Here is a 19,704-nt window from a genome sequence, read left to right as displayed (position 1 = left end):
GGGGCGGCCCCGCTGTAGAATCAGCGACCGCCCTTTTCTTTTTTGCGCGCCATGCCTGATACTTCCACCCTTTACATCGGCCTCATGTCCGGCACCAGCCTGGACGGCGTCGACGGCGTGCTGGCCGACTTCGCGGCCGGCGACGATGCCGTCTCGGCCACGCTGGCCGCGGCCTACGTGCCCTTCCCCGAGCACCTGCGCGCCGACCTGATGGTGCTGCAGGCCTCCGGCCCCAACGAGATCGAACGCGAAGCCCTGGCCGCCAATGCGCTGGCGGTGCATTACGCCGACTGCGTGACGCAGCTGCTGCGGCAAAGCGGCAAATCCGCGGCCGACATCCGCATGGTCGGCGTGCACGGCCAGACCATCCGCCACCGTCCCGAACTGGGCTTCACGCGCCAGACCAACAATCCGGCGCTGCTGGCCGAGCTGTGCGCCATCGACGTGGCGGCGGACTTCCGCAGCCGCGACGTCGCCGCCGGCGGCCAGGGCGCGCCGCTGGTGCCGGCCTTCCACCGCGCCATCTTCGGCGACGAGAACGAGTCGCGCGTGGTGGTCAACATCGGCGGCATCGCCAATGTCAGCATCCTGCCGGCCGGGGCGCAGTCCGGCACGTCCGGCTTCGACACCGGCCCCGGCAACGCGCTGATGGACGGCTGGATCCTGCTGCACCAGGGCCGCAGCTACGACGCCAACGGCGACTGGGGCGCGAGCGGGACGGTGCATGCGGGCCTGCTGGCGCAGCTGCGCGCGGAGAGCTTCTTCACCCAGGCGCCGCCCAAGAGCTCGGGGCGCGACCTGTTCCACCTCGACTGGCTGCAGGCCGCACTGCTGCGCACCGGCGAGCCGGTGGCGCCGGCCGACGTGCAGGCCACGCTGGCCATGCTGAGCGCCGGCACCATCGCCGATGCGATCCGCGGCCACGCGCCGGATGCGCGCCAGGTCTTCGTCTGCGGCGGCGGCGCCGAGAACGGCTTCCTGATGCGGCTGCTGCGCCAGGCGCTGGAAGGCCGCGCGAAAGTGCAGTCGACGGCGGCGCTGGGCGTGGCGCCCAACCATGTGGAGGCGCTGGCCTTCGCCTGGCTGGCGCGCCGCTTCGACCTGCGCCGGCCGGGCAACCTGCCGGCCGTGACCGGGGCGCGCGGCTTGCGTGTGCTTGGGGCGCTCTATCCGGCCTGACGTTGAACTGCGCGCATGCGTTGCGCAAACAAAAATCCCCGCCAAGGCGGGGATTTTTCATGGGCTCACCGGCTTGCCGTCGGCAGGCCGGAGTCGAGCGCAATGACCTCAAAGGCCTCAATAACGCGAGATCTTGCCGTCGTCCAGGCGCACGCGGTCGCCCACGCGGAAGTCGGTATTGTCTTCCTGCGCAAAGGTCTGCAGCGAGCCGTCGCTCATGCGCACGCGGATGTTGTAGATCTGCTTGCCGGCCGAGTTGTTGCGCTGGATCTTGTTGCCGGCGTAGGCGCCGCCGGCCGCGCCGGCGACGGTAGCCACTGCCTGGCCGGTGCCGCCGCCGATGGTGCTGCCCACCAGGGCGCCCGCCACGCCGCCGATCACGGTGCCTGCCACGCCGCTGCTTTCCTTGTGGGTGACTTCGATGGATTCGACCACGCCGGTGCCGTTGTAGGAGGCCACGCGCTCATAGCTTTGCGACTGCGGCGCCGCGCCGTAGGGCTGCTGCGGGCTGGCGCAACCGAACAGGATGCCGGCGAAGCTGAGGCTGACGACGGCCAGGGAGGTGTAGTGGTGTTTGGCGGACATGGCTGTCTCCTTCTCCATTTTGATGGGACCAGTGTGCGCCGCGCGCTGCGCGCGCGGCATCGGAGAACTGCCGGAATTGTTGTCAGAAAAGCAGAGACGTCGCCGTCAGCAGACATGAAGCCGCCGGCTCAACGCCGGTTCAGCGCCGGTTCAATTGAGCCAGCCGCGGCGACGGAAATACCAGAACGGCGCGATCGCCGAGCCCACCATCATCAGGATGGCGATCGGGTAGCCGATCGGCCATTCCAGCTCCGGCATCCACTTGAAGTTCATGCCGTAGATGCTGGCGATCAGCGTGGGCGGCAGGAACGCCACCGAGGCCACCGAGAAGATCTTGATGATCTTGTTCTGGTTGATGTTGATGAAGCCGACCGTGGCGTCCATCAGGAAGTTGATCTTGTCGAACAAGAAGGCGGTGTGACCGTCCAGCGATTCGATGTCGCGCAAGATCTGGCGCGCGTCCTCGAACTGCTCGGAGCTGAGCAGGCGCCCGCGCATCAGGAAGCTGACCGCGCGGCGCGTGTCCATCATGTTGCGGCGGATGCGGCCGTTCAGGTCTTCCTCGTGCGCGATGGTGTTGAGCACCTCTGCGGCGGCCTGGTCGGACAGGCTCTTTTTCAGCACGCTGGTGCTGACCGCTTCGAGCTTCTGGTAGATGCCTTCGAGCGCATCGGCGGAGTATTCGGCGTCAGTCTCGTAGAGGTCCAGCAGCACGTCGCGGTAGTCGCCGATGGAGCCGGGGCGCGAGCGCGCGCGCATGCGCACCAGGCGAAACACCGGCAGGTCTTCGGCATGCACCGAGAACAGGATGTTGCGGGCCAGGATGAAGGCCACGGTCATGGTCGAGGAGGCGTCGTCGTCGCCCTCGAACAAGAAGTCGGTGCGCAGGTGCAGGTCGCCGTTCTCGGCTTCGAAGTAACGGGCCGAGGCCTCGATGTCGCTGAATTCGTCTTCGTCGGGCAGCGTCACGCCGTAGATGCTCTTGACCCAGGCGCGTTCCTCGTCGTTCGGTTCCGTCAGGTCGACCCAGACCGGCGTTGCCTGTTCCAGATCGGCGCGGCTGTCGATGTTGACCTGGCTGAGTCGTCCGTTTTGCAACACGAATACATTGATCATGGGCTCTCGCTGGCTGGAACGCTGGGGAATCTGAAGTGCGCTGGCGCTTGCGGCTGGCTGGATTGCCGGACATGCGCGGAACGAGCGCAAGTGTACGTTCAACCCCAGCCGCAGGCAAGCTCGGCGCATGCCCGCATGGCGATGTCATGCGCCTGTCATGGGCCGGCCGTATGGCCAGCGCGAAGACGCGGATTTACTTGTGCGTGGGCGGCAGCGTGGCCGCGTTCATGCGCCGCAGGATCAGTCCGCTGCGCGCGGCCAGGTAGCCCGATCCGCGGTTGCGGTCGTAGAAGCGCGGACGCGGCAGCATCACCGCCAGCCGGGCGGCCTGCTCGGCCCCGAGGTTGGCGGCGCTGGTGCGGTAGTAGTGCTGGGCCGCCGCCTCGGCGCCGAACACGCCGTTGCCCCACTCGACCACGTTGAGGTAGATCTCGAAGATGCGCTGCTTGTCCATCAGCGCTTCGAGCATGTAGGTGATGATGAATTCCTGGCCCTTGCGCAGGTAGCTGCGCTCGCCCGAGAGGAACAGGTTCTTGGCCAGCTGCTGGGTGATGGTGGAGCCGCCGGCGACCACCTTGCCCTTCTTCTCGTTCTTCTCGTAGGCGCGTTGCAGGGCGTCCCAGTCGATGCCGTCATGCTCGGAGAAGTTGGAGTCCTCGGAAGCGATGATGGCGCGCTTGAGGTTGTTGTTGATGCGCGCGTACGGCACCCACCTGAACTGCAGCTGTGCGTTGGGATCCTTCTCGCGCAGGATGGACAGCTGCTGGCGCATGAAGCTGGTGGAGCCGGGATTGTGGTCCACCCACCACCAGATCTGGAGGAAGAAATACGCCTGCAGCAACAGCACGCAGGCGATGGGGACGAGGATGATCCAGAGCAGCAGCTTGCGAACGGATTTCATGTGCCGGTTCCAGGGCGCTCCGCTTATTCGGCCAACTCGGCCATCTGGCGGCGCAGCGCGGCGAACACGTCTGAGGTGTCCGGCCGCACGCCGCGCCAGATGAGGAAGGCCTCGGCCGCCTGCTCGACCAGCATGCCCAGGCCGTCGCGGGCGATGGCGCCGTGCTGCTGCGCGCTTTGCATGAACACCGTGGGCTGGCGGCCGTACATCATGTCGTAGGCCAGCGTCTCGGCGCCGTAGACCGATGTCGGCAGCGGCGGCAGGTCGTCCGACAGGCTGGCCGACGTGGCGTTGACGATCAGGTCGAAGGCGCCGTCCAGTTCCGCGTAGGCGGCGCTTTTCACCGGCCCGTATTCGGCGAACTGCGCGGCCAGTTCGGCGGCCTTGGCCTGGGTGCGGTTGACGATCACCAGCTCGGCGGGTTGTTGTTCCAGCAGCGGCAGCAGCGCGCCGCGCGAGGCGCCGCCGGCGCCCAGCAGCAGGATGCGACGGCCGCCCAGCGCCAGCCCGGCGTTGACGGTGATGTCGGTGACCAGTCCGGCGCCGTCGGTGTTGTCGCCGTGGATCCTGCCGTCCTCGAACTTGAGCGTGTTGACCGCGCCGGCCAGGCGCGCGCGCTCGGAGAGCGTGTCGGCCAGCGCGTGCGCTTCGAGCTTGAAGGGGACGGTGACGTTGGCGCCGCGTCCGCCGCGTCGCTGGAACACCTGCACGCTGGCCTTGAAGCCGTGCAGCGGCGCCAGCAGGCGCTCGTAGCTCAGCTGCTGGCCGGTCTGCGCGGCGAACTGCGCGTGGATCTCGGGAGATTTGCTGTGGGCAATCGGATTGCCGATGACGACGTATGCATCCATGTTGGTCCGCCTGTTCCGTTCTTGCCTGTCTTGTTGTCGGTCGCTGCCCTGGTCCTGCCCCGGGTCAGCCGTTGGCGCCTATTTGCGTCTGCAGCCCCTGGTCGCGCGTGAAACGAAAGCGCGTCACGATCTCCCATACATCATCCTTGCCGGTGGTGCGCATGTTCTCCGGGAAGCGGCCGAACGGCGCCGAGCGGCGCACGATGGCCACCGCCGCCTGGTCCAGCGCCGCATTGCCGGAACTGGTCTTGACCACCACCCCGCCGTCGCGCTCGTAGATGGTGCCGTCCTGGAACACCGCGATGATCACCAGCAGCTCGCCGTACAGTTTCTTGCCGTCCTTGCTCGGGAAGTTGAGCGTGCCGACCTTTTCGATCTTGTCCTGCAGCGTCTTGTAATACTGGGCGTAGCCCACCTCGCGCGTGCTGGGCGTGATCTGGGTCTTCTTGGGACGCTTGTTGTATTCCTCGATGTTCTTGGCGACCTCGGCTTCCATGCGCGCCATCGCACGGGCGGTCTCCAGCATGTCGCGCGCGTTGAGCTGCGGATCCTCCTTGGGCTTCTGCTGCTCGGCGCTGGCCACGTGCTGCTGCGACTGCTGCATCTGGGCCAGCATCTTGCGCTGCTGCTCTTCCAGCTCGGTGACGCGGCGCTGCGCGGCCTTGACGCTGTCGCCGGTTTCCTGGCGCTTCATGTCCGGCAGCGGCGACTTGGCGCGCCCCTTGTCGACGTTGCCGCCGCCGTCGAGATTGGCCTGCGCCAGCGCCTCGGCGTTGACCGGCTTCTTGTCGTGCTTGGCGTTGACCAGGATGACTTCCAGCTCCGGGTCGGACGGCTTGAGGCGGAAGGCATCGGGCGCGGCAAAATGCACGGCGAGCAGCACGCCGTGCACCAGCAGCGAGATGCCCAGCGCGTAGCTCAGCAGACGATGTTGGGCGAACAGGTTCACAACGGGTACGGATGGCCGACGGTGATCAAAGCAGCAATTCTACGCCAGCACCGGCTCATTGGGCCGCATCGGCGGCGCGGTTTTCGCCGTCTTCCGCCGCATCCGCAACAGCCGCGGCCGGCGCATCCGCCGCGGCAGCCGGCTCGCCTTCGTCGGCGGCGTCGGCCGCCATGCCTTCCAGCAACTCCTCGTCCTCGTCGCCCAGGTCCACATCCAGCGCCTGCGCGGCCGCCGCCGGCACTTCCAGCAAGCGCGCCTCGACGGTGAGGTCGACTTCGTCCCAGCGCAGCAGGTCGAGCCTGACCTGCAGGCCGCGCGCCAACGTCGGCAAGCCGGGCATGCGCAGCACCAGCGGGATCTCGGCCAGGCGCAGGATCTCGTCCTTCAACACCACGGCGTCGACCTGGCGCGCGTCCTTCTGCGCCAGCCAGCGCAGGCACCAGTAGCGCTCCATGGTGGACTGGAAGTCGGCATAGCCGGAGTACGCGGCGTCGAAACCGGAGACGATGGCGAACAGGTCGGCGTCGCGCGGCTTGAACGGCGCCACCAGCGGCGCGGTCACGCCGTGCTCGATGCAGGCCAGGATCTGCCACTGGTTGACCAGGTCGGTGTAGCGACGCAGCGGCGAGGTGCTCCACGCGTACTGGTCCACGCCCAGGCCCTGGTGGGGCGCGGCGTGCGTGACCATGCGCACCTGCATCTTGGCGGCCCAGCCGCCGGCGCCGCCGCCCTGGGCGCGATAGATGCCCGGCACGCCGTGGTCGGCCATCAGCTTGCCCCAGGTGCTGTTGGCGAAGATCATCAGCTCGGCCACGATCTTGTCCAGCGGCGCGCCGCGCTTGCGGCGCACGATGCTGACCACGTCGTCCTCGACGTAGAAGTTGAAGTCGACGCGGTTGTTCTGTTCCGGGCGCAGGCCGAAGCTCTCGCGCTTGGCCATGCGGCCCTGCTCCAGCAGCTGCACCCATTGCCACAGCAGGCCGATCTCTTCCTTGTGCAGATAGTCGCCGGTGTTGGCCGCCAGCGCTTCTTCGGTGACCAGTTCGTCGAGGTCGTTGTGGCGCAGGTTGGCGGCGATCGGCACCAGCTCGGCGCGGGTCTCGGTGGCCAGCACTTCCCAGCTCGAGGGATCCAGCGTGGCGTACAGCGACAGCGCCGGACGCGCGGCGCCGGCGTCCAGCGTGTAGGCCGCGACCAGGTCGTCGGGCAGCATGGTGATCTTCTCGCCCGGCATGTAGACGGTGGACATGCGTGCGCGGGCGATGGCGTCGATGGCGTCGTCACGCTTGATGGCCAGGCCCGGCGCGGCGATGTGGATGCCCACGCGCAGCTTGCCGTCGGCGGTGCGCGTGACCGACAGCGCATCGTCGATCTCGGTGGTGGTGACGTCGTCGATCGAGAAGGCCTGCACCTCGGCGGTGGGCAGGTCGGTCGTCGCCGGCGGAATGGCGATGGCCGGGAAACCGGTGCCGCGCGGGAAGTATTCGTACAGGAACTTGGTGTAGTGCAGCTCCTTGGGCGAGGCGACGCCGCCGGCGGCCAGCATCAGGCGCTGCGGCGTGGTCTGCAGCTCCTTGGCGGCGGCGTCCAGCGCCTTGAATTCGATGCCGTTCTTGTCCGGCTTGAACAACAGCTGCAGCGCGATCGGCTTGAAGGCTTCGGGCAGCTTGTTCGCCTTGAGCTCCTCGACATACGCGGCCTGCGCGGCCAGCTGCAGCTTCTTCTTTTCCAGCCCGGCCAGCGCGGCCTGCAGCGATGCCTGCGGCGCCGCCTTGTAGCGGCCGCGGCCCTTCTTGTAGAAATAGACCGGCGCGGTATGCAGGCGCAGCAGCAGGCCTGCCGCTTCCGGCGGCAACGGCGCGTGGCCGAAATACTCGGCCGCCAGTTCGGAGAAGCCGAACTCCTCTTCACCTGCGACCTCCCACAGGAAGTCGAGGTCGACCTCGTCGGCGATCGCCTGCGCCTGCTGCAGCAGTTCCTGCGGCGAGGGCGAAGCGAACTGCAGCAACGCGTCCTTGGACTTGACCTTGGTGCGCTTGCCTGAGGCCATCTCGACCTGATAGGACTCGCCCTGCTGGGTCATGATGGAGCCGGCCTTGAAGTCGCCGGATTCTTCGAACAGTAAATTCATCGTGTGCTTCTATATATCTTGCTTGGACCGTGCGCCGGGACGAATGAACGCCTCCAGCGCCGGCAGGAAAACATCAGTGACCATCAGCACGCCGCCGCGGCGCGAGAACAGCGAGCGGCGCGCCATCAGGGTGGACGGCAGCGCGCCCGGCAACGCGGCCGCGATGCGGCGCATCAGCGGATGGCCGGCGTGCAGGCGCGCATAAAAGATCGGGCTGCGCGCCACCAGCGGATCGAAAAACAGGTTGGCGCCCAGGGGCGTGGTGCCCAGCTTGCTGAAAAAAGGCCAGTCGGACTTCACCGACGAGGTCGACAGCACGGTGTGGCCGAACACCACCGGCCGGCCGTCGCAATGCAGGATCACGTCGCGCTCGACCACCCGGCTGCGCGCCGGCACGCCCAGCGCGTCATGCTCGTCGGCCAGGATGGGGCCGGGGCGTTGGCGCAGCAGGCGCACCGAAAAGTCCTGGGTGCGCGCCTTCAGTTTCAGCGTCATGGAGCCGGGGTCGGCCAGCCACGCGCGCGTGCGCCGCATCAGGTCGCCGTCGGCCGTCAGCAGCGACGCCAGCGCCTGCGGATGCGCCATCCAGTTGGCGCGGCCCGGGAAATGCGGCATCAGGACACCGCCTTGCCCGAAGCATCGACTCCGCAGAAGGCCAGCGCGTCGTCGAGATAGTCGGCGAACTCGGCGATGCCGTGGTCGCTGCCCTCGATGACGATCTGGCGCGCGCCGGGGTAATGCGCCACCATCTCGCGCCAGTCCAGCACTTCGTCGCCGGTGGCGGCGATCAGGAAGTAGCGTTCCGGCCGCGTGATGCGCTCGACCATCAACGCGCGCAGCTCGTCGACGTATTCGCGCTTGAATTCGAAAGGCTCGTCGGAATGGTATTGCGTGGTCACGCCGACGTAGGACTCCAGCTCGCGCGGCGGCTTGACCGCCGGATTGAGCAGCACCGCGCGGCAGCCGTATTTCTCGGCCAGCCAGGTCGCGTAGAAGCCGCCCAGCGAAGAGCCGACCACGGTCAGGCGCGCGATGTCGGCGCCGCGCTCCTCGATCAGCGACTCGGCCAGCGCGATGGCGCCGGCCGGCGAGGCCGGCAGCTGCGGGCAGGCGTACTGCTCCTGCAGGCCGAGCTCGCCCATGCGCTGCCCCATCAGCCGCGCCTTGAACGACTGCGGCGAGGAACGAAAGCCGTGCAGGTAGAGAATCATGCCAGCGCGTCCAGGATCTTCTGGTGCACGCCGCCGAAGCCGCCGTTGCTCATCACCAGCACATGGTCGCCGGCTTGCGCCGCCGCCTTGATCGCCTGCACCAGCGCGCCCAGGTCGTCAAAGGCCTGCGCCTTGGCGCCCAGCGGCGCCAGCGCCTCGGACAGGTTCCAGCCCAGCGCATCGCGGCCGGCATTGGCGCCGTAGCCGAACACCAGGTCGGCGTCGGCCAGGCTGCCCGGCAGCGCGTCCTTCATGGTGCCCAGTTTCATGGTGTTGGAGCGCGGCTCCAGCACCGCGAGGATGCGCGCGTCGCCGACCTTCTTGCGCAGGCCGGCCACGGTGGTGGCGATCGCCGTCGGATGGTGGGCGAAATCGTCGTACACGGCCACGCCGCCGGCGGTGCCGCGCAGCTCCATGCGGCGCTTGACGCTCTGGAAGGCGCCCAGCGCCTCGATCGCGTGGGCCGGCGCGACGCCGACATGGCGCGCGGCGGCGATGGCGGCCAGTGCATTCATGCGGTTGTGCTCGCCGGTCAGCTCCCATTGCACGGTGCCTTGCGGCTGGCCGTCGAAGAACACGTCGAAACGGCCGTCGTCATGGTTCACCAGCGACCAGCCGGCGCCGTCGGCCACGCCGAAGTCCTCGCGCCCGCTCCAGCAGCCGCGCGCGACCACGCGCTGCAGCGCCGGCTCGCGACCGTTGACCACCAGCCGGCCGATGCCAGGGACGGTGCGCACCAGGTGGTGGAACTGGGTCTCGATGGCGGCCAGGTCGGGGAAGATGTCGGCGTGGTCGTATTCCAGGTTGTTCAGGATCGCGGTGCGCGTGCGGTAGTGCACGAACTTGCTGCGCTTGTCGAAGAAGGCGGTGTCGTACTCGTCGGCCTCGATCACGAAGAAGGGCGAGGGGCCGCCGTGGCCGTCGCTACCCAGGCGCGCGGAGATGCCGAAGTTCATCGGCACGCCGCCGATCAGGAAGCCCGGCTGGTAGCCCGCATGCTCCAGCACCCAGGCCAGCATGGCCGAGGTGGTGGTCTTGCCGTGCGTGCCGGCGACCGACAGCACCCATTTGTCCTGCAGGATATGACGGCCGATCCATTCGGGGCCGGAAACATAGGGCAAGCCGCGGTTGAGGATCTCTTCCATCAGGGGGTTGCCGCGCGACACCACGTTGCCGATGACGAACAGGTCGGGCTTCTGGTCCACCTGGGCCGGGTCGAAGCCCTGCATCAACTCGATGCCCTGGGCCTCCAGCTGGGTGCTCATCGGCGGGTAGACGTTGGCGTCGCAGCCGGTCACCTTGTGGCCGGCTTCCTTGGCCAGGACGGCAAGGCCGCCCATGAAGGTGCCGCAGATGCCGAGAATGTGAATATGCATAACTGGTCTTCGGGTGTAATCGTGCGATTTTACCTGAGCCGGCCCCTTAAGCCGATGCCGGAGCGTCCAAAAAGCGGCGCCGGACGCGAGCAGGTATCATGTCGCCCATGCCAGATTTCACCTCCCCTACCGAACAGCTGCGCGCCGAGATCGCCGCGGCGGCCGCGCGCATGATCGCCGAGGACGGCGCCGACTACGGCACCGCCAAGCGCAAGGCGGCCAAGCAGATCCTGGGCAACCAGAAGGTGCGCGGCGAAATCATGCCGGATAACGAGCAGATCGAAGACGAAGTCCGTGTATATAACGAACTCTTCTTCGCCGACACCCAGCCGGCCCGGCTGCTGCACCTGCGCCGGGTGGCGCTGAAATTGATGCAGGATTTGCAAGCCTACAATCCCTACATCACCGGCGCGGTATGGAACGGCACAGCCGGCGAGCATTCGGACATCCATCTCCAGCTCTTCACGCCCAGCGCCAAGGACGTGGAAATATTCCTGCTCAACAAGAACGTGAATTTCGAGGTCGGCGAAGCGCCGCACTTTCGCCACGGGCAGTCGGTGGAAACCCTGAGCTTCCTGCTGCCGCAAAAAGGCGCGGCGCCCGAACTGGCCCACCTTGCCTTATATGAAGAGGACGACCTGCGCGGCGGCGTGCGCGCGGCGCCCGGCAAACGCCCGGAGCGCGCCGATGCGGCCGCGCTGGCGCGCCTGATCGAAGAAGCGGAACCGTCGTCCGCAAGCCCGGAGGAATAAGATCGATGAAAAAGCTGCGCAATACTATCCTGTTGGTCGTGGTTGCCGTCATTTGCGTGGGGGTGGGCATGTACGCCAGCCATCGCGGCACGCCGGCCGATTCGCCCGAAACCCAGGCGCTGAACCGCCTGCTGTCGCAGTCGATGCCCGACGCGACCGGCCAGCAGCAGTCGCTGGCGCAATGGAAAGGCAAGCCGCTGGTGGTCAACTTCTGGGCCACCTGGTGCGGCCCCTGCGTGGAGGAAATGCCCGAGCTGACGGCGCTGCAGCAGGAAATCGCACCCGTGCAAATTCTGGGAATTGGTGTCGATAGTCAGGAAAATATCGCCAAATTTGCGCAAAAATACCAAATCCGCTATCCTCTGTACGTTGCTGGCACCGGCGCCACCGATTTGTTGAGGCAATTCGGCAATCAGGCGGGCGGTCTCCCCTTCACCGCTCTGGTGGGCAAGGACGGCAAAGTCAAGAAGATCTACCTCGGCCGCTTGAAGTTCGACGAGCTGCGCCAAGACCTCTCCCGACTGTAAATCTGCTTAAAGAAAAACGCGAAAGAAAGTTTTTCTTGCCAAATGACGCCATTTGACGGCAAAATGCGCGCATCGTCGTCAAACGGAGCTTAATCTCCATGGCAAAACACCTTCTCCTGCTCAATGGCCCGAACCTGAATCTGCTCGGGACCCGGGAGCCGGAAGTCTACGGATCGACCAGGCTGGCCGATGTCGAAAAGGCCGCCCGGGAACAGGCCGGCGCCGCCGGCGCCAGGCTCCAGTCTTTCCAGAGCAACCACGAAGGCGCGCTGATCGACCGCATCCACCAGGCCCGCGAAGAGGGCGTGGACGCCATCGTCATCAACCCCGGCGGGCTGACCCACACCAGCGTGGCGCTGCGCGACGCGCTGGCCGGCGTGGCCATTCCCTTTGTCGAAGTGCATATTTCCAATATTCATCAACGCGAGGAATTCCGGCATTTTTCCTACCTGTCCGGCATCGCCCGGGCAGTCATGTGCGGCTTCGGCGTCGACGGCTATCGCCTGGCGGTCGATTACTGGCTGCGTCAATCCTGACGGCGGGGTTCCCGCCCGAACGGATCGCTTCAACCAAGCAAGCAACAAGCAAGACAGGCAATACCCCGATATTGCCGGCGGCCACGACTGCCGGCGTTTCCTAACTGGTGTTTAACTACTCATCTACATTCCGAGGGATTCAAATGGATTTACGAAAACTCAAGACGCTGATCGACCTGGTTGCTGAATCGGCCATCGAAGAGCTGGAAGTTACCGAAGGCGAAAGCAAGGTCAGGATCGTCAAGTCCTCCCCGAATGCGCAGAACCAGGTCGTGATGGTGCCGCAGCAGGCCGCCTACGCCGCCGCCCCGGCAGCCGCAGCGCCTGTGGCTGCCGCCGCCCCGGTCGCCGCAGCGCCGGCGCCGGCCGCCGTGCCGGAAGGCTATGTCGTGAAGTCGCCGATGGTCGGCACCTTCTACCGCTCCTCGGCCCCGGGCGCTCCGGCCTTCGTGGAAGTGGGCAAGGAAGTCAAGGAAGGCGATACCCTGTGCATCATCGAAGCGATGAAGCTGCTCAACGAAATCGACACCGACAAGGGTGGCGTGGTCAAGCAGATCCTGGTGGAAAACGGCCAGCCGGTCGAATTCGGCCAGCCGCTGTTCGTGCTGGGCTGATCGCGAAAGACGCATAGGCGCCACCCGCGGGCGGCGCCTGAAGTGGAAATGCTGTACTGTCGATGCGGGTTGCCGCGCCGGCGCCCTTGCAAGTTGCATGCGGCGCCCGGCAACCCGGCATCCGGAACCTATAACGCTTGATCTTAGCGACGCCTCATTCCTGTTATGTTTGAAAAAATCCTGATCGCCAATCGTGGCGAAATTGCCCTGCGTATCCAGCGCGCCTGCCGCGAATTGGGCATCAAGACCGTGGTCGTGCACTCCGAGGCCGACCGCGAAGCCAAATACGTCAAGCTGGCCGACGAGTCGGTCTGCATCGGCCCCGCGCCGTCGCCGCTGTCCTATCTGAACATGCCGGCCATCATCAGCGCGGCTGAAGTGACCGACGCCCAGGCGATCCACCCGGGCTACGGCTTCCTGTCGGAAAACGCCGACTTCGCCGAGCGTGTGGAGAAGTCCGGCTTCGTCTTCATCGGCCCGCGCGCCGAGAACATCCGCATGATGGGCGACAAGGTCTCGGCCAAGCAGGCCATGATCCGCGCCGGCGTGCCCTGCGTGCCCGGCTCCGAAGGCGCGCTGCCCGACAACCCGAAGGAAATCGTCCAGATCGCCCGCAAGATCGGCTATCCGGTCATCATCAAGGCCGCCGGCGGCGGTGGCGGACGCGGCATGCGCGTGGTGCACACCGAAGCCGCGCTGATCAACGCCGTGACCATGACCAAGACTGAAGCCGGCGCCGCTTTCGGCAACCCGGAAGTCTATATGGAGAAGTACCTGGAAAATCCGCGCCACGTGGAAATCCAGATCCTGGCCGACGAGCACAAGCAAGCCATCTGGCTGGGCGAGCGCGACTGCTCCATGCAGCGCCGCCACCAGAAGGTGATCGAGGAAGCGCCGGCGCCGGGCATCCCGCGCAAGATCATCGAGAAGATCGGCGAGCGCTGCGCCGAAGCCTGCCGCAAGATGAACTACCGCGGCGCCGGCACCTTCGAGTTCCTGTACGAGAACGAAGAGTTCTACTTCATCGAAATGAACACCCGCGTGCAGGTGGAACACCCGGTGACCGAAATGATCACCGGCGTGGACATCGTGCAGGAGCAGATCCGCATCGCCGCCGGCGAGAAGCTGCGTTACCGCCAGCGCGACATCGAGTTGAAGGGCCACGCCATCGAGTGCCGCATCAACGCCGAGGATCCGTTCAAGTTCATCCCGTCGCCGGGCCGCATCACCGCCTGGCACGTGCCCGGCGGCCCCGGCATCCGCGTCGACTCGCACGCCTACTCGGGTTATTTCGTTCCGCCCAACTACGACTCCATGGTCGGCAAGGTGATCGCCTACGGCGCCACCCGCGAACAGGCTATCCGCCGCATGCAGATCGCGCTGTCGGAAATGGTGGTCGAAGGCATTTCGACCAACATCCCGCTGCACCGCGAGCTGATGGTGGATGCCCGCTTCTACGAAGGCGGAACCAATATCCATTATCTGGAACATAAGCTGTCGGAACGCCCGACTTCGTCGGACTCCGACAAATCCAAGAAGTAAGAGAAGGCAGGCGACTGATGGGCTGGATAGAAATCGTCATCGAAGTGGCGCGAGACCAGGCGGAGGCATTGTCCGACGCCCTGATGGAGGCTGGCGCCCTGTCGGTGTCGGTGGAGGACGCGGACGAAGGCACCGATGCCGAACGTCCGCTGTTCGGCGAACCCGGCATGGAGCCGAAGGAAGCCGCCTGGGACCGCAGCCGCGTGGTGGCCCTGGCCGACAAGGATGCCGACCTGGCCACCATCGTGACCGACGCGACGGTAGCCATCGGCCTGGGCTATGCCCTGCCCTTCGCCACGCGCGAAGTGGAAGAGCAGGACTGGGTGCGCCTGACGCAGTCGCAGTTCGAGCCCATCCACATCGGTCGCCGCATCTGGGTGGTGCCCAGCTGGCACGACGCGCCGGCCGAGCCCGATGCGCTGGTGCTGGAGCTGGACCCCGGCCTGGCCTTCGGCACCGGCAGCCATCCGACCACCCGGCTGTGCATGGAGTGGCTGGAGTCGAACGCGGCCGACGCCACGCAGGTGAAGACGCTGCTGGACTACGGCTGCGGCTCCGGCATCCTGGCGCTGGTGGCGGCCAAGGTCGGCGTGCCGCAGGTCATCGGCGTGGACATCGACCCGCAGGCGCTGGAAGCGGCCGGCTACAACTCGGCCCGCAACCAATGCGAGGTGACGTATTACCTGCCGGAAGACTTCGCGCAGGCGCATCCGGAAGGCGAACGCTTCGATGTGGTGGTGGCCAATATCCTGGCCGGACCGCTGCAACTGATGGCGCCGATGCTGGCCGGACGCGTGCGCGCGGGCGGTTCGCTGGTGCTGTCGGGCGTGCTGGACCGCCAGGCCGACGAAGTGATCGCGGCCTACGCGCCGTATATTGCACTGACGGTGTGGGCCGAACACGAAGGCTGGGTGGCGCTGGCAGGCCGCCTGCCGGAGTAAGCGCATGGCGCTGGCGACCCAATGTCCGCACTGCCTCACCATTTTCCGGGTCGCCGGAGACCAGCTTAAACTGCGCGGCGGCCTGGTCCGCTGCGGCAGCTGCCGCCAGGTCTTCAACGGCGAGGAATTCCTGGTCGAGGCCAGCGTGACCGACGGTCATTACCAGCCGGCGCCGGGCAGCAAGGCGCGCTTCGGCGCCCTGCCTCCTGCCGCTCCTGCCGCTCCCGCAGTATCTCCCCCTTCTGCTTCGTCTGCTGTTTCCATTCCTGAAGTCAACGCGCCGGTTGTGCCGATTGTGCCGATTGTGCCGGTTGCGCCGGTCGTACCTGTTGCATCGGCTCCTGCCGCCCAGACTCAGGCCGTGACTGCGGCTGCGTTCGCAGATCCGATTCCGGCGGAGCCGGAACCCCGCGTCTTCCGTTCGCCCGCCAGCCCGGGCTACATCCCCGACCTCGGCGCGCCACTGAAGACCGGCGAGCAGCCGGATCCTGAAAAAGACCATCCCGCCTCGACCATCCCGGATGTGGACATCGATACGGCCGTGCTGCTGCGTCGTTCGTCGGTCGACGACGCCATGCCCGTGGATGAAGAAGGCCGTCCGCAACCCGCGCCGGACGACGACGATCCCTTCAAGTCCTACGAACAGGCCCTGGAATCTGCCGACGCGAAGGCCGAGCGGCCGGAGCGAGACACCGACGGCAACGATGCCGACACGGAAAAAGGGGAAGAAGAGGAAGACGACGACGAGGATGAGGACGAAGATCCGGCCGACGAACCCGCCTTCGTCAAGCGCGCCGAGCGCAAGGAGCGCATCAGTCACGTCATGAAGATGGCGATGATGATCCTGGCCGGCGTGATGGTGCCCATCCTGCTGCTGCAATCGACCTATTACTGGCGCAACCAGCTGGCCGCCGCCGTGCCGCCGCTGCGCCCCATGCTCAACGGCATGTGCACCGCCTTCCACTGCAGCGTCGGGCTGCCGGCCGAGATCGAGCGCCTGACGCTGGAATCCAACGAGTTGCAGGTAGTGCCGCCCAACCAGAACATCTACGCGCTGTCGCTGGTGCTGCGCAACCGCGGCGCGGGCGCCCAGGCCTGGCCGCACATCGAGCTCACGCTCAACAACGACGACGAGAAGGCGGTGGTGCGCCGCGTCTTCCGTCCGCGCGAATACCTCCCCACGCCCCAGCTGCTCGACACCGGCATCGCCGGCGAGAGCGAGCAGCAGGTCAAGCTGACCTTCGAACTCAACGATGCGCTGGTGTCCGGCTACCGCATCTATCTGTTCTATCCCTGATTTCGCCCGCACCTCAGCCGGCGCGGCGTTCACTGCGCGCATTACGCTCAATATCGTGCTGAACTGTGCGCCGCTTTCTTCTACAATGCGGCATTCACAACCCTTTTTCCCGATCCCATGAGCTCACTGATCTGCGGTTCCCTCGCTTTCGACAACATCATGCAATACGAGGGCCGCTTCGCCGAGGCCCTGCTGGCCGACCAGTTGCACAAGGTCAACGTCTCCTTCCTGGTGCCGACCATGCGCCGCGAGTTCGGCGGCTGCGCCGGCAATATCGGCTACAACCTGAAGCTGCTGGGCGGCGAGCCGGTGATCATGGCCACCGTGGGCATGGACAGCGCTCCCTATATGGAACGCTTCGCCGAGCTGGGCATTTCCACCAAGTGCGTGCGCCAGATCGATTCGTCCTTCACCGCGCAGTGCTTCATCACCACCGACGCTGACAGCAACCAGATCACCGCCTTCCACCCGGGCGCGATGACCTGGTCGCATGAGAACAAGGTAGCCGACGCCGGCGCCGTGAAGTTCGCCATCGTGGCGCCGGATGGTCGCGACGGCATGCTGCAGCACGCCGAGCAGGCCGCCGAGCTGAAGATCCCGCTGATCTTCGACCCGGGCCAGGGCATGCCGATGTTCGGCGGCGACGACCTGAAGCACTTCATCGACCTGGCGACCTATGTCGCGGTCAACGACTATGAAGCCGAAATGCTGACCGCGCGCACCGGCCTGTCGCTGGCGCAGATCGCCGAGCGCGTCTCGGCCCTGGTGGTCACCCGCGGCGAACTGGGCGCGGAAATCTACACCGGCGGCAAGAAGATCGACATCCCCTGCGTGCCGGCCGAGAAGATCGAAGACCCCACCGGTTGCGGCGACGCCTTCCGTGCCGGCATGCTGCACGGCCTGACCGAAGGCTACGACTGGGAAACCACCGGCCGCCTGGCCAGCCTGATGGGCTCGATCAAGATCGCCTCGCAAGGCCCGCAGAATCACGCGCCGTCCAAGGCCGACATCGAAGAGCGCTTCAAGCAGGCCTTCGGCTACCGCTTCGGCTGAGGCGCCGCGGCGCTTGCGCGGCAGGACTTTCAGGACCATACCAAGGAGATACGCCATGCCGATCAACCCGTCTGAACCTGCCGTCCCGACGCGCGGCCCGCGCCGCAGCCGCAGCATGGGCGCTACGCTCTTGCTGGCGGCCGCGCTGCTGGCGCAGCCGGCTTTCGCCGTGCTCAAACCCGGCGACAAGGCGCCCGACTTCTCGGCGCCGTCGTCGCTGGGCGGCCAGGTCTCCACCTTCACGCTCAATGCCGCGTTGAAGAAGGGGCCTGTCGTGCTGTACTTCTTCCCGGCCGCCTTCACCACCGGCTGCACCATCGAAGCCCACCTGTTCGCCGAGGCGACCGATCGCTACAAGGCCCTGGGCGCCACGGTGATCGGGATCTCGGCCGACAACATCGACACGCTCAACAAGTTCTCGGTCAGCGAATGCCGCAGCAAGTTCGCCGTGGCGGCCGACGGCGACCAGAAGATCATGAAGTCCTTCGACGCGGTCCTGAACAAGAACCCGGAGCGCGCCAGCCGCACCTCGTACGTGATCGCGCCCGACCGCACCATCATCTACGAGTACACGGACATGAATCCGGAAAAGCACGTCGAGAACACCATGCATGCGCTGGAGCAGTGGACGACGAAGAAGAAGCAATAGCCTTCGCCGCGAATATCGCCCCCATGAAAAAAGCCGGACACCAGGTCCGGCTTTTTCTTTGTCCCGGCGGCGCAGGCCGCCCGGATCTCAGGCCACCGACAACAGCAGCGTGGTCACCACGCGCACCGCGATCTGCAGCAGGATGAGCGCAGCCAGCGGCGACAGGTCGACCCCGCCCACCAGCGGAATGATCTTGCGCAGCGGACGCAGCAGCGGCTCGTTCAGGGCCCGCACGAACGGCGCCAGCGGCGCATAGGGATTGACCCAGCTGAAGATGGCCTCGATGATCAGCGTGGCCATGAAGCCGTAGAAGATCCACTGGAAGAAGCGCACCAGCGACAGCAGCAGGATGGTCTTGAAGTCAAAGCCGGACTCGACGCCGACGGCCGCGATGATGGACAGCAGCACGATCAGGAAGGCGCCCAGCAGGCTGGCCCAGTCGTAGGCGCCGCCGGGCATGACGCGGCGCAGGGGCTTCACCAGCCAGTCCGACAGCTGATAGACGAATTGCCCGACCGATTGGGGCGGGCGCACGCGCACCACCTGCATCCAGAAGCGCAACAGCATGACGCCGGCCAGAATGCTGGCGACAGCATCGACGATCAACATGAAAATACTATGCAGCACAGAGATCTCCATCAGTAACTTGGCTGGAGGCCGGAACGGCCGGGACTTGCAGCGCACATACTAGAGCGCATTGGCGCAATCGCCAAGCACCTCGTCCGCTGAACGATACTTTCGTATTCTATATTGTGCCATTGCCCGGCTTTGCCAGAGCGGCGCAATGTAAATGTGGCGATTCCTGCGCCTGTGCAGGCCTCCGGACAACGCGGGCGACGCGCGCGATGCAGGCGACGGTGCGTAGCCCGGTAAATCAGCCGACGACCACACGTCTTCCCGCGAAGATGGCGGGCAAAAAAAACCGCTGCATGGCACGAAGCCATACAGCGGGATTTTTGCCTGACGAATCAGGCTACCGGCAAGCCGGTATTACGGACGACCAGCGCCGGTCGGGAACGGCCATGCCGCTGCCGGGTTCAGCACAGTCTTCACTGCGGCGGCCGGAGCTGCTGCAGGCTTGGCGGCTGCCTTCTTCGGAGCTGCCGGCTTCTTGGCTGCTGCTGCCTTCGGAGCGGCTGCCTTCTTGGCGACCGGCTTCTTGGCGGCTGCGGCCTTCGGAGCTGCTGCCTTCGGAGCGGCTGCCTTCGGAGCGGCTGCCTTCTTGGCGACCGGCTTCTTGGCTGCTGCAGCCTTCGGAGCTGCCTTCGGAGCGGCTGCCTTCTTGGCGGCGACCGGCTTCTTGGCGGCGACTGCCTTCTTCGGAGCTGCTGCCTTCTTGGCGGCGACCGGCTTCTTGGCAGCGACTGCCTTCTTCGGTGCTGCTGCCTTCTTGGCGGCGACCGGCTTCTTGGCGGCGACTGCCTTCTTCGGAGCTGCTGCCTTCTTGGCGGCGACCGGCTTCTTGGCGGCGACTGCCTTCTTCGGAGCTGCTGCCTT

The 19,704-nt window shown here is 66.1% G+C and carries 21 protein-coding genes; 10 read left to right on the top strand and 11 right to left on the bottom strand.

Annotated elements, in window-relative coordinates; translation table 11 throughout:
* Window positions 1-51 precede the first annotated feature (51 nt).
* Entirely contained in the window at window positions 52-1,179 is a 1,128-nt protein-coding gene (locus CEJ42_RS19320) for an anhydro-N-acetylmuramic acid kinase (RefSeq protein WP_088752343.1), read from the top strand.
* Between the two features lie 117 nt (window positions 1,180-1,296).
* Here the strand turns inward: CEJ42_RS19320 and CEJ42_RS19315 are convergent, their stop codons facing one another.
* The 9 genes from CEJ42_RS19315 to mpl form a co-directional block, all read right to left on the bottom strand.
* On the bottom strand, window positions 1,297-1,764 hold the full coding sequence (locus tag CEJ42_RS19315) for an outer membrane lipoprotein (protein WP_079219221.1): 468 nt from the start codon (window positions 1,762-1,764) through the stop codon (window positions 1,297-1,299).
* A gap of 150 nt (window positions 1,765-1,914) precedes the next feature.
* On the bottom strand, window positions 1,915-2,880 hold the full coding sequence (gene corA, locus CEJ42_RS19310) for a magnesium/cobalt transporter CorA (protein ID WP_079217043.1): 966 nt from the start codon (window positions 2,878-2,880) through the stop codon (window positions 1,915-1,917).
* A 193-nt stretch (window positions 2,881-3,073) separates the two neighbouring features.
* Complete coding sequence (gene mtgA, locus CEJ42_RS19305; protein WP_079217044.1) at window positions 3,074-3,781, bottom strand: monofunctional biosynthetic peptidoglycan transglycosylase; 708 nt, start codon at window positions 3,779-3,781, stop codon at window positions 3,074-3,076.
* Between the two features lie 23 nt (window positions 3,782-3,804).
* Complete coding sequence (aroE, locus tag CEJ42_RS19300; RefSeq protein ID WP_079217045.1) at window positions 3,805-4,629, bottom strand: shikimate dehydrogenase; 825 nt, start codon at window positions 4,627-4,629, stop codon at window positions 3,805-3,807.
* A gap of 64 nt (window positions 4,630-4,693) precedes the next feature.
* Complete coding sequence (locus tag CEJ42_RS19295; protein ID WP_088752199.1) at window positions 4,694-5,578, bottom strand: TonB C-terminal domain-containing protein; 885 nt, start codon at window positions 5,576-5,578, stop codon at window positions 4,694-4,696.
* Window positions 5,579-5,633: 55 nt separating this feature from the next.
* Window positions 5,634-7,709, bottom strand: a complete 2,076-nt coding sequence (locus tag CEJ42_RS19290) for a ribonuclease catalytic domain-containing protein (protein WP_088752198.1) — start codon at window positions 7,707-7,709, stop codon at window positions 5,634-5,636.
* Window positions 7,710-7,718: 9 nt separating this feature from the next.
* Window positions 7,719-8,324 (bottom strand): chorismate--pyruvate lyase family protein, encoded by a 606-nt coding sequence (locus CEJ42_RS19285; protein ID WP_088752197.1) that lies wholly within the window; start codon window positions 8,322-8,324, stop codon window positions 7,719-7,721.
* Window positions 8,324-8,920, bottom strand: a complete 597-nt coding sequence (locus CEJ42_RS19280) for a YqiA/YcfP family alpha/beta fold hydrolase (protein ID WP_079217049.1) — start codon at window positions 8,918-8,920, stop codon at window positions 8,324-8,326. The genes CEJ42_RS19285 and CEJ42_RS19280 overlap by 1 nt, the downstream gene beginning before the upstream one ends.
* Window positions 8,917-10,296 carry a UDP-N-acetylmuramate:L-alanyl-gamma-D-glutamyl-meso-diaminopimelate ligase gene (gene mpl, locus CEJ42_RS19275; RefSeq protein WP_088752196.1) on the bottom strand — a complete coding sequence of 460 codons (1,380 nt, stop codon included), beginning with the start codon at window positions 10,294-10,296 and terminating at the stop codon, window positions 8,917-8,919. Before mpl ends, CEJ42_RS19280 begins: the two co-directional genes overlap by 4 nt.
* Before the next feature lie 98 nt (window positions 10,297-10,394).
* Here mpl and CEJ42_RS19270 point away from each other — a divergent pair, with 98 nt between their 5' ends.
* The 9 genes from CEJ42_RS19270 (at window position 10,395) to CEJ42_RS19230 (ending at window position 18,207) form a co-directional block, all read left to right on the top strand.
* On the top strand, window positions 10,395-11,048 hold the full coding sequence (locus tag CEJ42_RS19270) for a hypothetical protein (RefSeq protein ID WP_079217051.1): 654 nt from the start codon (window positions 10,395-10,397) through the stop codon (window positions 11,046-11,048).
* A 5-nt stretch (window positions 11,049-11,053) separates the two neighbouring features.
* Window positions 11,054-11,575, top strand: coding sequence for a TlpA family protein disulfide reductase (locus CEJ42_RS19265; RefSeq protein ID WP_088752195.1), 522 nt, complete (start codon window positions 11,054-11,056; stop codon window positions 11,573-11,575).
* Window positions 11,576-11,673: 98 nt separating this feature from the next.
* On the top strand, window positions 11,674-12,111 hold the full coding sequence (aroQ, locus tag CEJ42_RS19260; RefSeq protein WP_088752194.1) for a type II 3-dehydroquinate dehydratase: 438 nt from the start codon (window positions 11,674-11,676) through the stop codon (window positions 12,109-12,111).
* Window positions 12,112-12,254: 143 nt separating this feature from the next.
* On the top strand, window positions 12,255-12,725 hold the full coding sequence (gene accB, locus CEJ42_RS19255) for an acetyl-CoA carboxylase biotin carboxyl carrier protein (protein ID WP_079217054.1): 471 nt from the start codon (window positions 12,255-12,257) through the stop codon (window positions 12,723-12,725).
* 165 nt (window positions 12,726-12,890) lie between these two features.
* Window positions 12,891-14,267, top strand: a complete 1,377-nt coding sequence (gene accC / locus CEJ42_RS19250) for an acetyl-CoA carboxylase biotin carboxylase subunit (RefSeq protein ID WP_079217055.1) — start codon at window positions 12,891-12,893, stop codon at window positions 14,265-14,267.
* A 17-nt stretch (window positions 14,268-14,284) separates the two neighbouring features.
* A complete protein-coding gene (gene prmA, locus CEJ42_RS19245; RefSeq protein WP_088752193.1) occupies window positions 14,285-15,208 on the top strand; it encodes a 50S ribosomal protein L11 methyltransferase in 924 nt (307 codons plus the stop codon).
* 4 nt (window positions 15,209-15,212) lie between these two features.
* Entirely contained in the window at window positions 15,213-16,505 is a 1,293-nt protein-coding gene (locus CEJ42_RS19240; protein ID WP_088752192.1) for a DUF3426 domain-containing protein, read from the top strand.
* Between the two features lie 117 nt (window positions 16,506-16,622).
* The gene (locus CEJ42_RS19235) at window positions 16,623-17,558 is read left to right on the top strand and encodes a carbohydrate kinase family protein (protein WP_079217058.1); all 936 of its coding nucleotides are present in this window, start codon (window positions 16,623-16,625) and stop codon (window positions 17,556-17,558) included.
* A 115-nt stretch (window positions 17,559-17,673) separates the two neighbouring features.
* Window positions 17,674-18,207, top strand: a complete 534-nt coding sequence (locus tag CEJ42_RS19230; protein WP_079219222.1) for a peroxiredoxin — start codon at window positions 17,674-17,676, stop codon at window positions 18,205-18,207.
* Between the two features lie 87 nt (window positions 18,208-18,294).
* Here the strand turns inward: CEJ42_RS19230 and CEJ42_RS19225 are convergent, their stop codons facing one another.
* Together CEJ42_RS19225 and CEJ42_RS19220 are read right to left on the bottom strand one after the other, a co-directional pair.
* The gene (locus tag CEJ42_RS19225; RefSeq protein ID WP_079219223.1) at window positions 18,295-18,834 is read right to left on the bottom strand and encodes a YggT family protein; all 540 of its coding nucleotides are present in this window, start codon (window positions 18,832-18,834) and stop codon (window positions 18,295-18,297) included.
* A gap of 363 nt (window positions 18,835-19,197) precedes the next feature.
* On the bottom strand, window positions 19,198-19,704 hold a 507-nt coding region (locus tag CEJ42_RS19220; protein ID WP_165774472.1), incomplete at its 5' end, for a histone H1-like repetitive region-containing protein.

Source organism: Herbaspirillum robiniae (assembly GCF_002213415.1).
Lineage (GTDB): Bacteria > Pseudomonadota > Gammaproteobacteria > Burkholderiales > Burkholderiaceae_D > Herbaspirillum > Herbaspirillum robiniae.
Note: the sequence above shows the minus strand (reverse complement) of the source record. Positions and strands in the feature narration are given on the sequence as shown.

Coding starts and splice junctions, on each gene's coding strand:
- CEJ42_RS19320 (WP_088752343.1), top strand. CDS start 52: ATGCCTGATACTTCCACCCTTTACATCGGCCTCATGTCCGGCACCAGC.
- CEJ42_RS19315 (WP_079219221.1), bottom strand. CDS start 1,764: ATGTCCGCCAAACACCACTACACCTCCCTGGCCGTCGTCAGCCTCAGC.
- corA (WP_079217043.1), bottom strand. CDS start 2,880: ATGATCAATGTATTCGTGTTGCAAAACGGACGACTCAGCCAGGTCAAC.
- mtgA (WP_079217044.1), bottom strand. CDS start 3,781: ATGAAATCCGTTCGCAAGCTGCTGCTCTGGATCATCCTCGTCCCCATC.
- aroE (WP_079217045.1), bottom strand. CDS start 4,629: ATGGATGCATACGTCGTCATCGGCAATCCGATTGCCCACAGCAAATCT.
- CEJ42_RS19290 (WP_088752198.1), bottom strand. CDS start 7,709: ATGAATTTACTGTTCGAAGAATCCGGCGACTTCAAGGCCGGCTCCATC.
- CEJ42_RS19285 (WP_088752197.1), bottom strand. CDS start 8,324: ATGCCGCATTTCCCGGGCCGCGCCAACTGGATGGCGCATCCGCAGGCG.
- CEJ42_RS19280 (WP_079217049.1), bottom strand. CDS start 8,920: ATGATTCTCTACCTGCACGGCTTTCGTTCCTCGCCGCAGTCGTTCAAG.
- mpl (WP_088752196.1), bottom strand. CDS start 10,296: ATGCATATTCACATTCTCGGCATCTGCGGCACCTTCATGGGCGGCCTT.
- CEJ42_RS19270 (WP_079217051.1), top strand. CDS start 10,395: ATGTCGCCCATGCCAGATTTCACCTCCCCTACCGAACAGCTGCGCGCC.
- CEJ42_RS19265 (WP_088752195.1), top strand. CDS start 11,054: ATGAAAAAGCTGCGCAATACTATCCTGTTGGTCGTGGTTGCCGTCATT.
- aroQ (WP_088752194.1), top strand. CDS start 11,674: ATGGCAAAACACCTTCTCCTGCTCAATGGCCCGAACCTGAATCTGCTC.
- accB (WP_079217054.1), top strand. CDS start 12,255: ATGGATTTACGAAAACTCAAGACGCTGATCGACCTGGTTGCTGAATCG.
- accC (WP_079217055.1), top strand. CDS start 12,891: ATGTTTGAAAAAATCCTGATCGCCAATCGTGGCGAAATTGCCCTGCGT.
- prmA (WP_088752193.1), top strand. CDS start 14,285: ATGGGCTGGATAGAAATCGTCATCGAAGTGGCGCGAGACCAGGCGGAG.
- CEJ42_RS19240 (WP_088752192.1), top strand. CDS start 15,213: ATGGCGCTGGCGACCCAATGTCCGCACTGCCTCACCATTTTCCGGGTC.
- CEJ42_RS19235 (WP_079217058.1), top strand. CDS start 16,623: ATGAGCTCACTGATCTGCGGTTCCCTCGCTTTCGACAACATCATGCAA.
- CEJ42_RS19230 (WP_079219222.1), top strand. CDS start 17,674: ATGGGCGCTACGCTCTTGCTGGCGGCCGCGCTGCTGGCGCAGCCGGCT.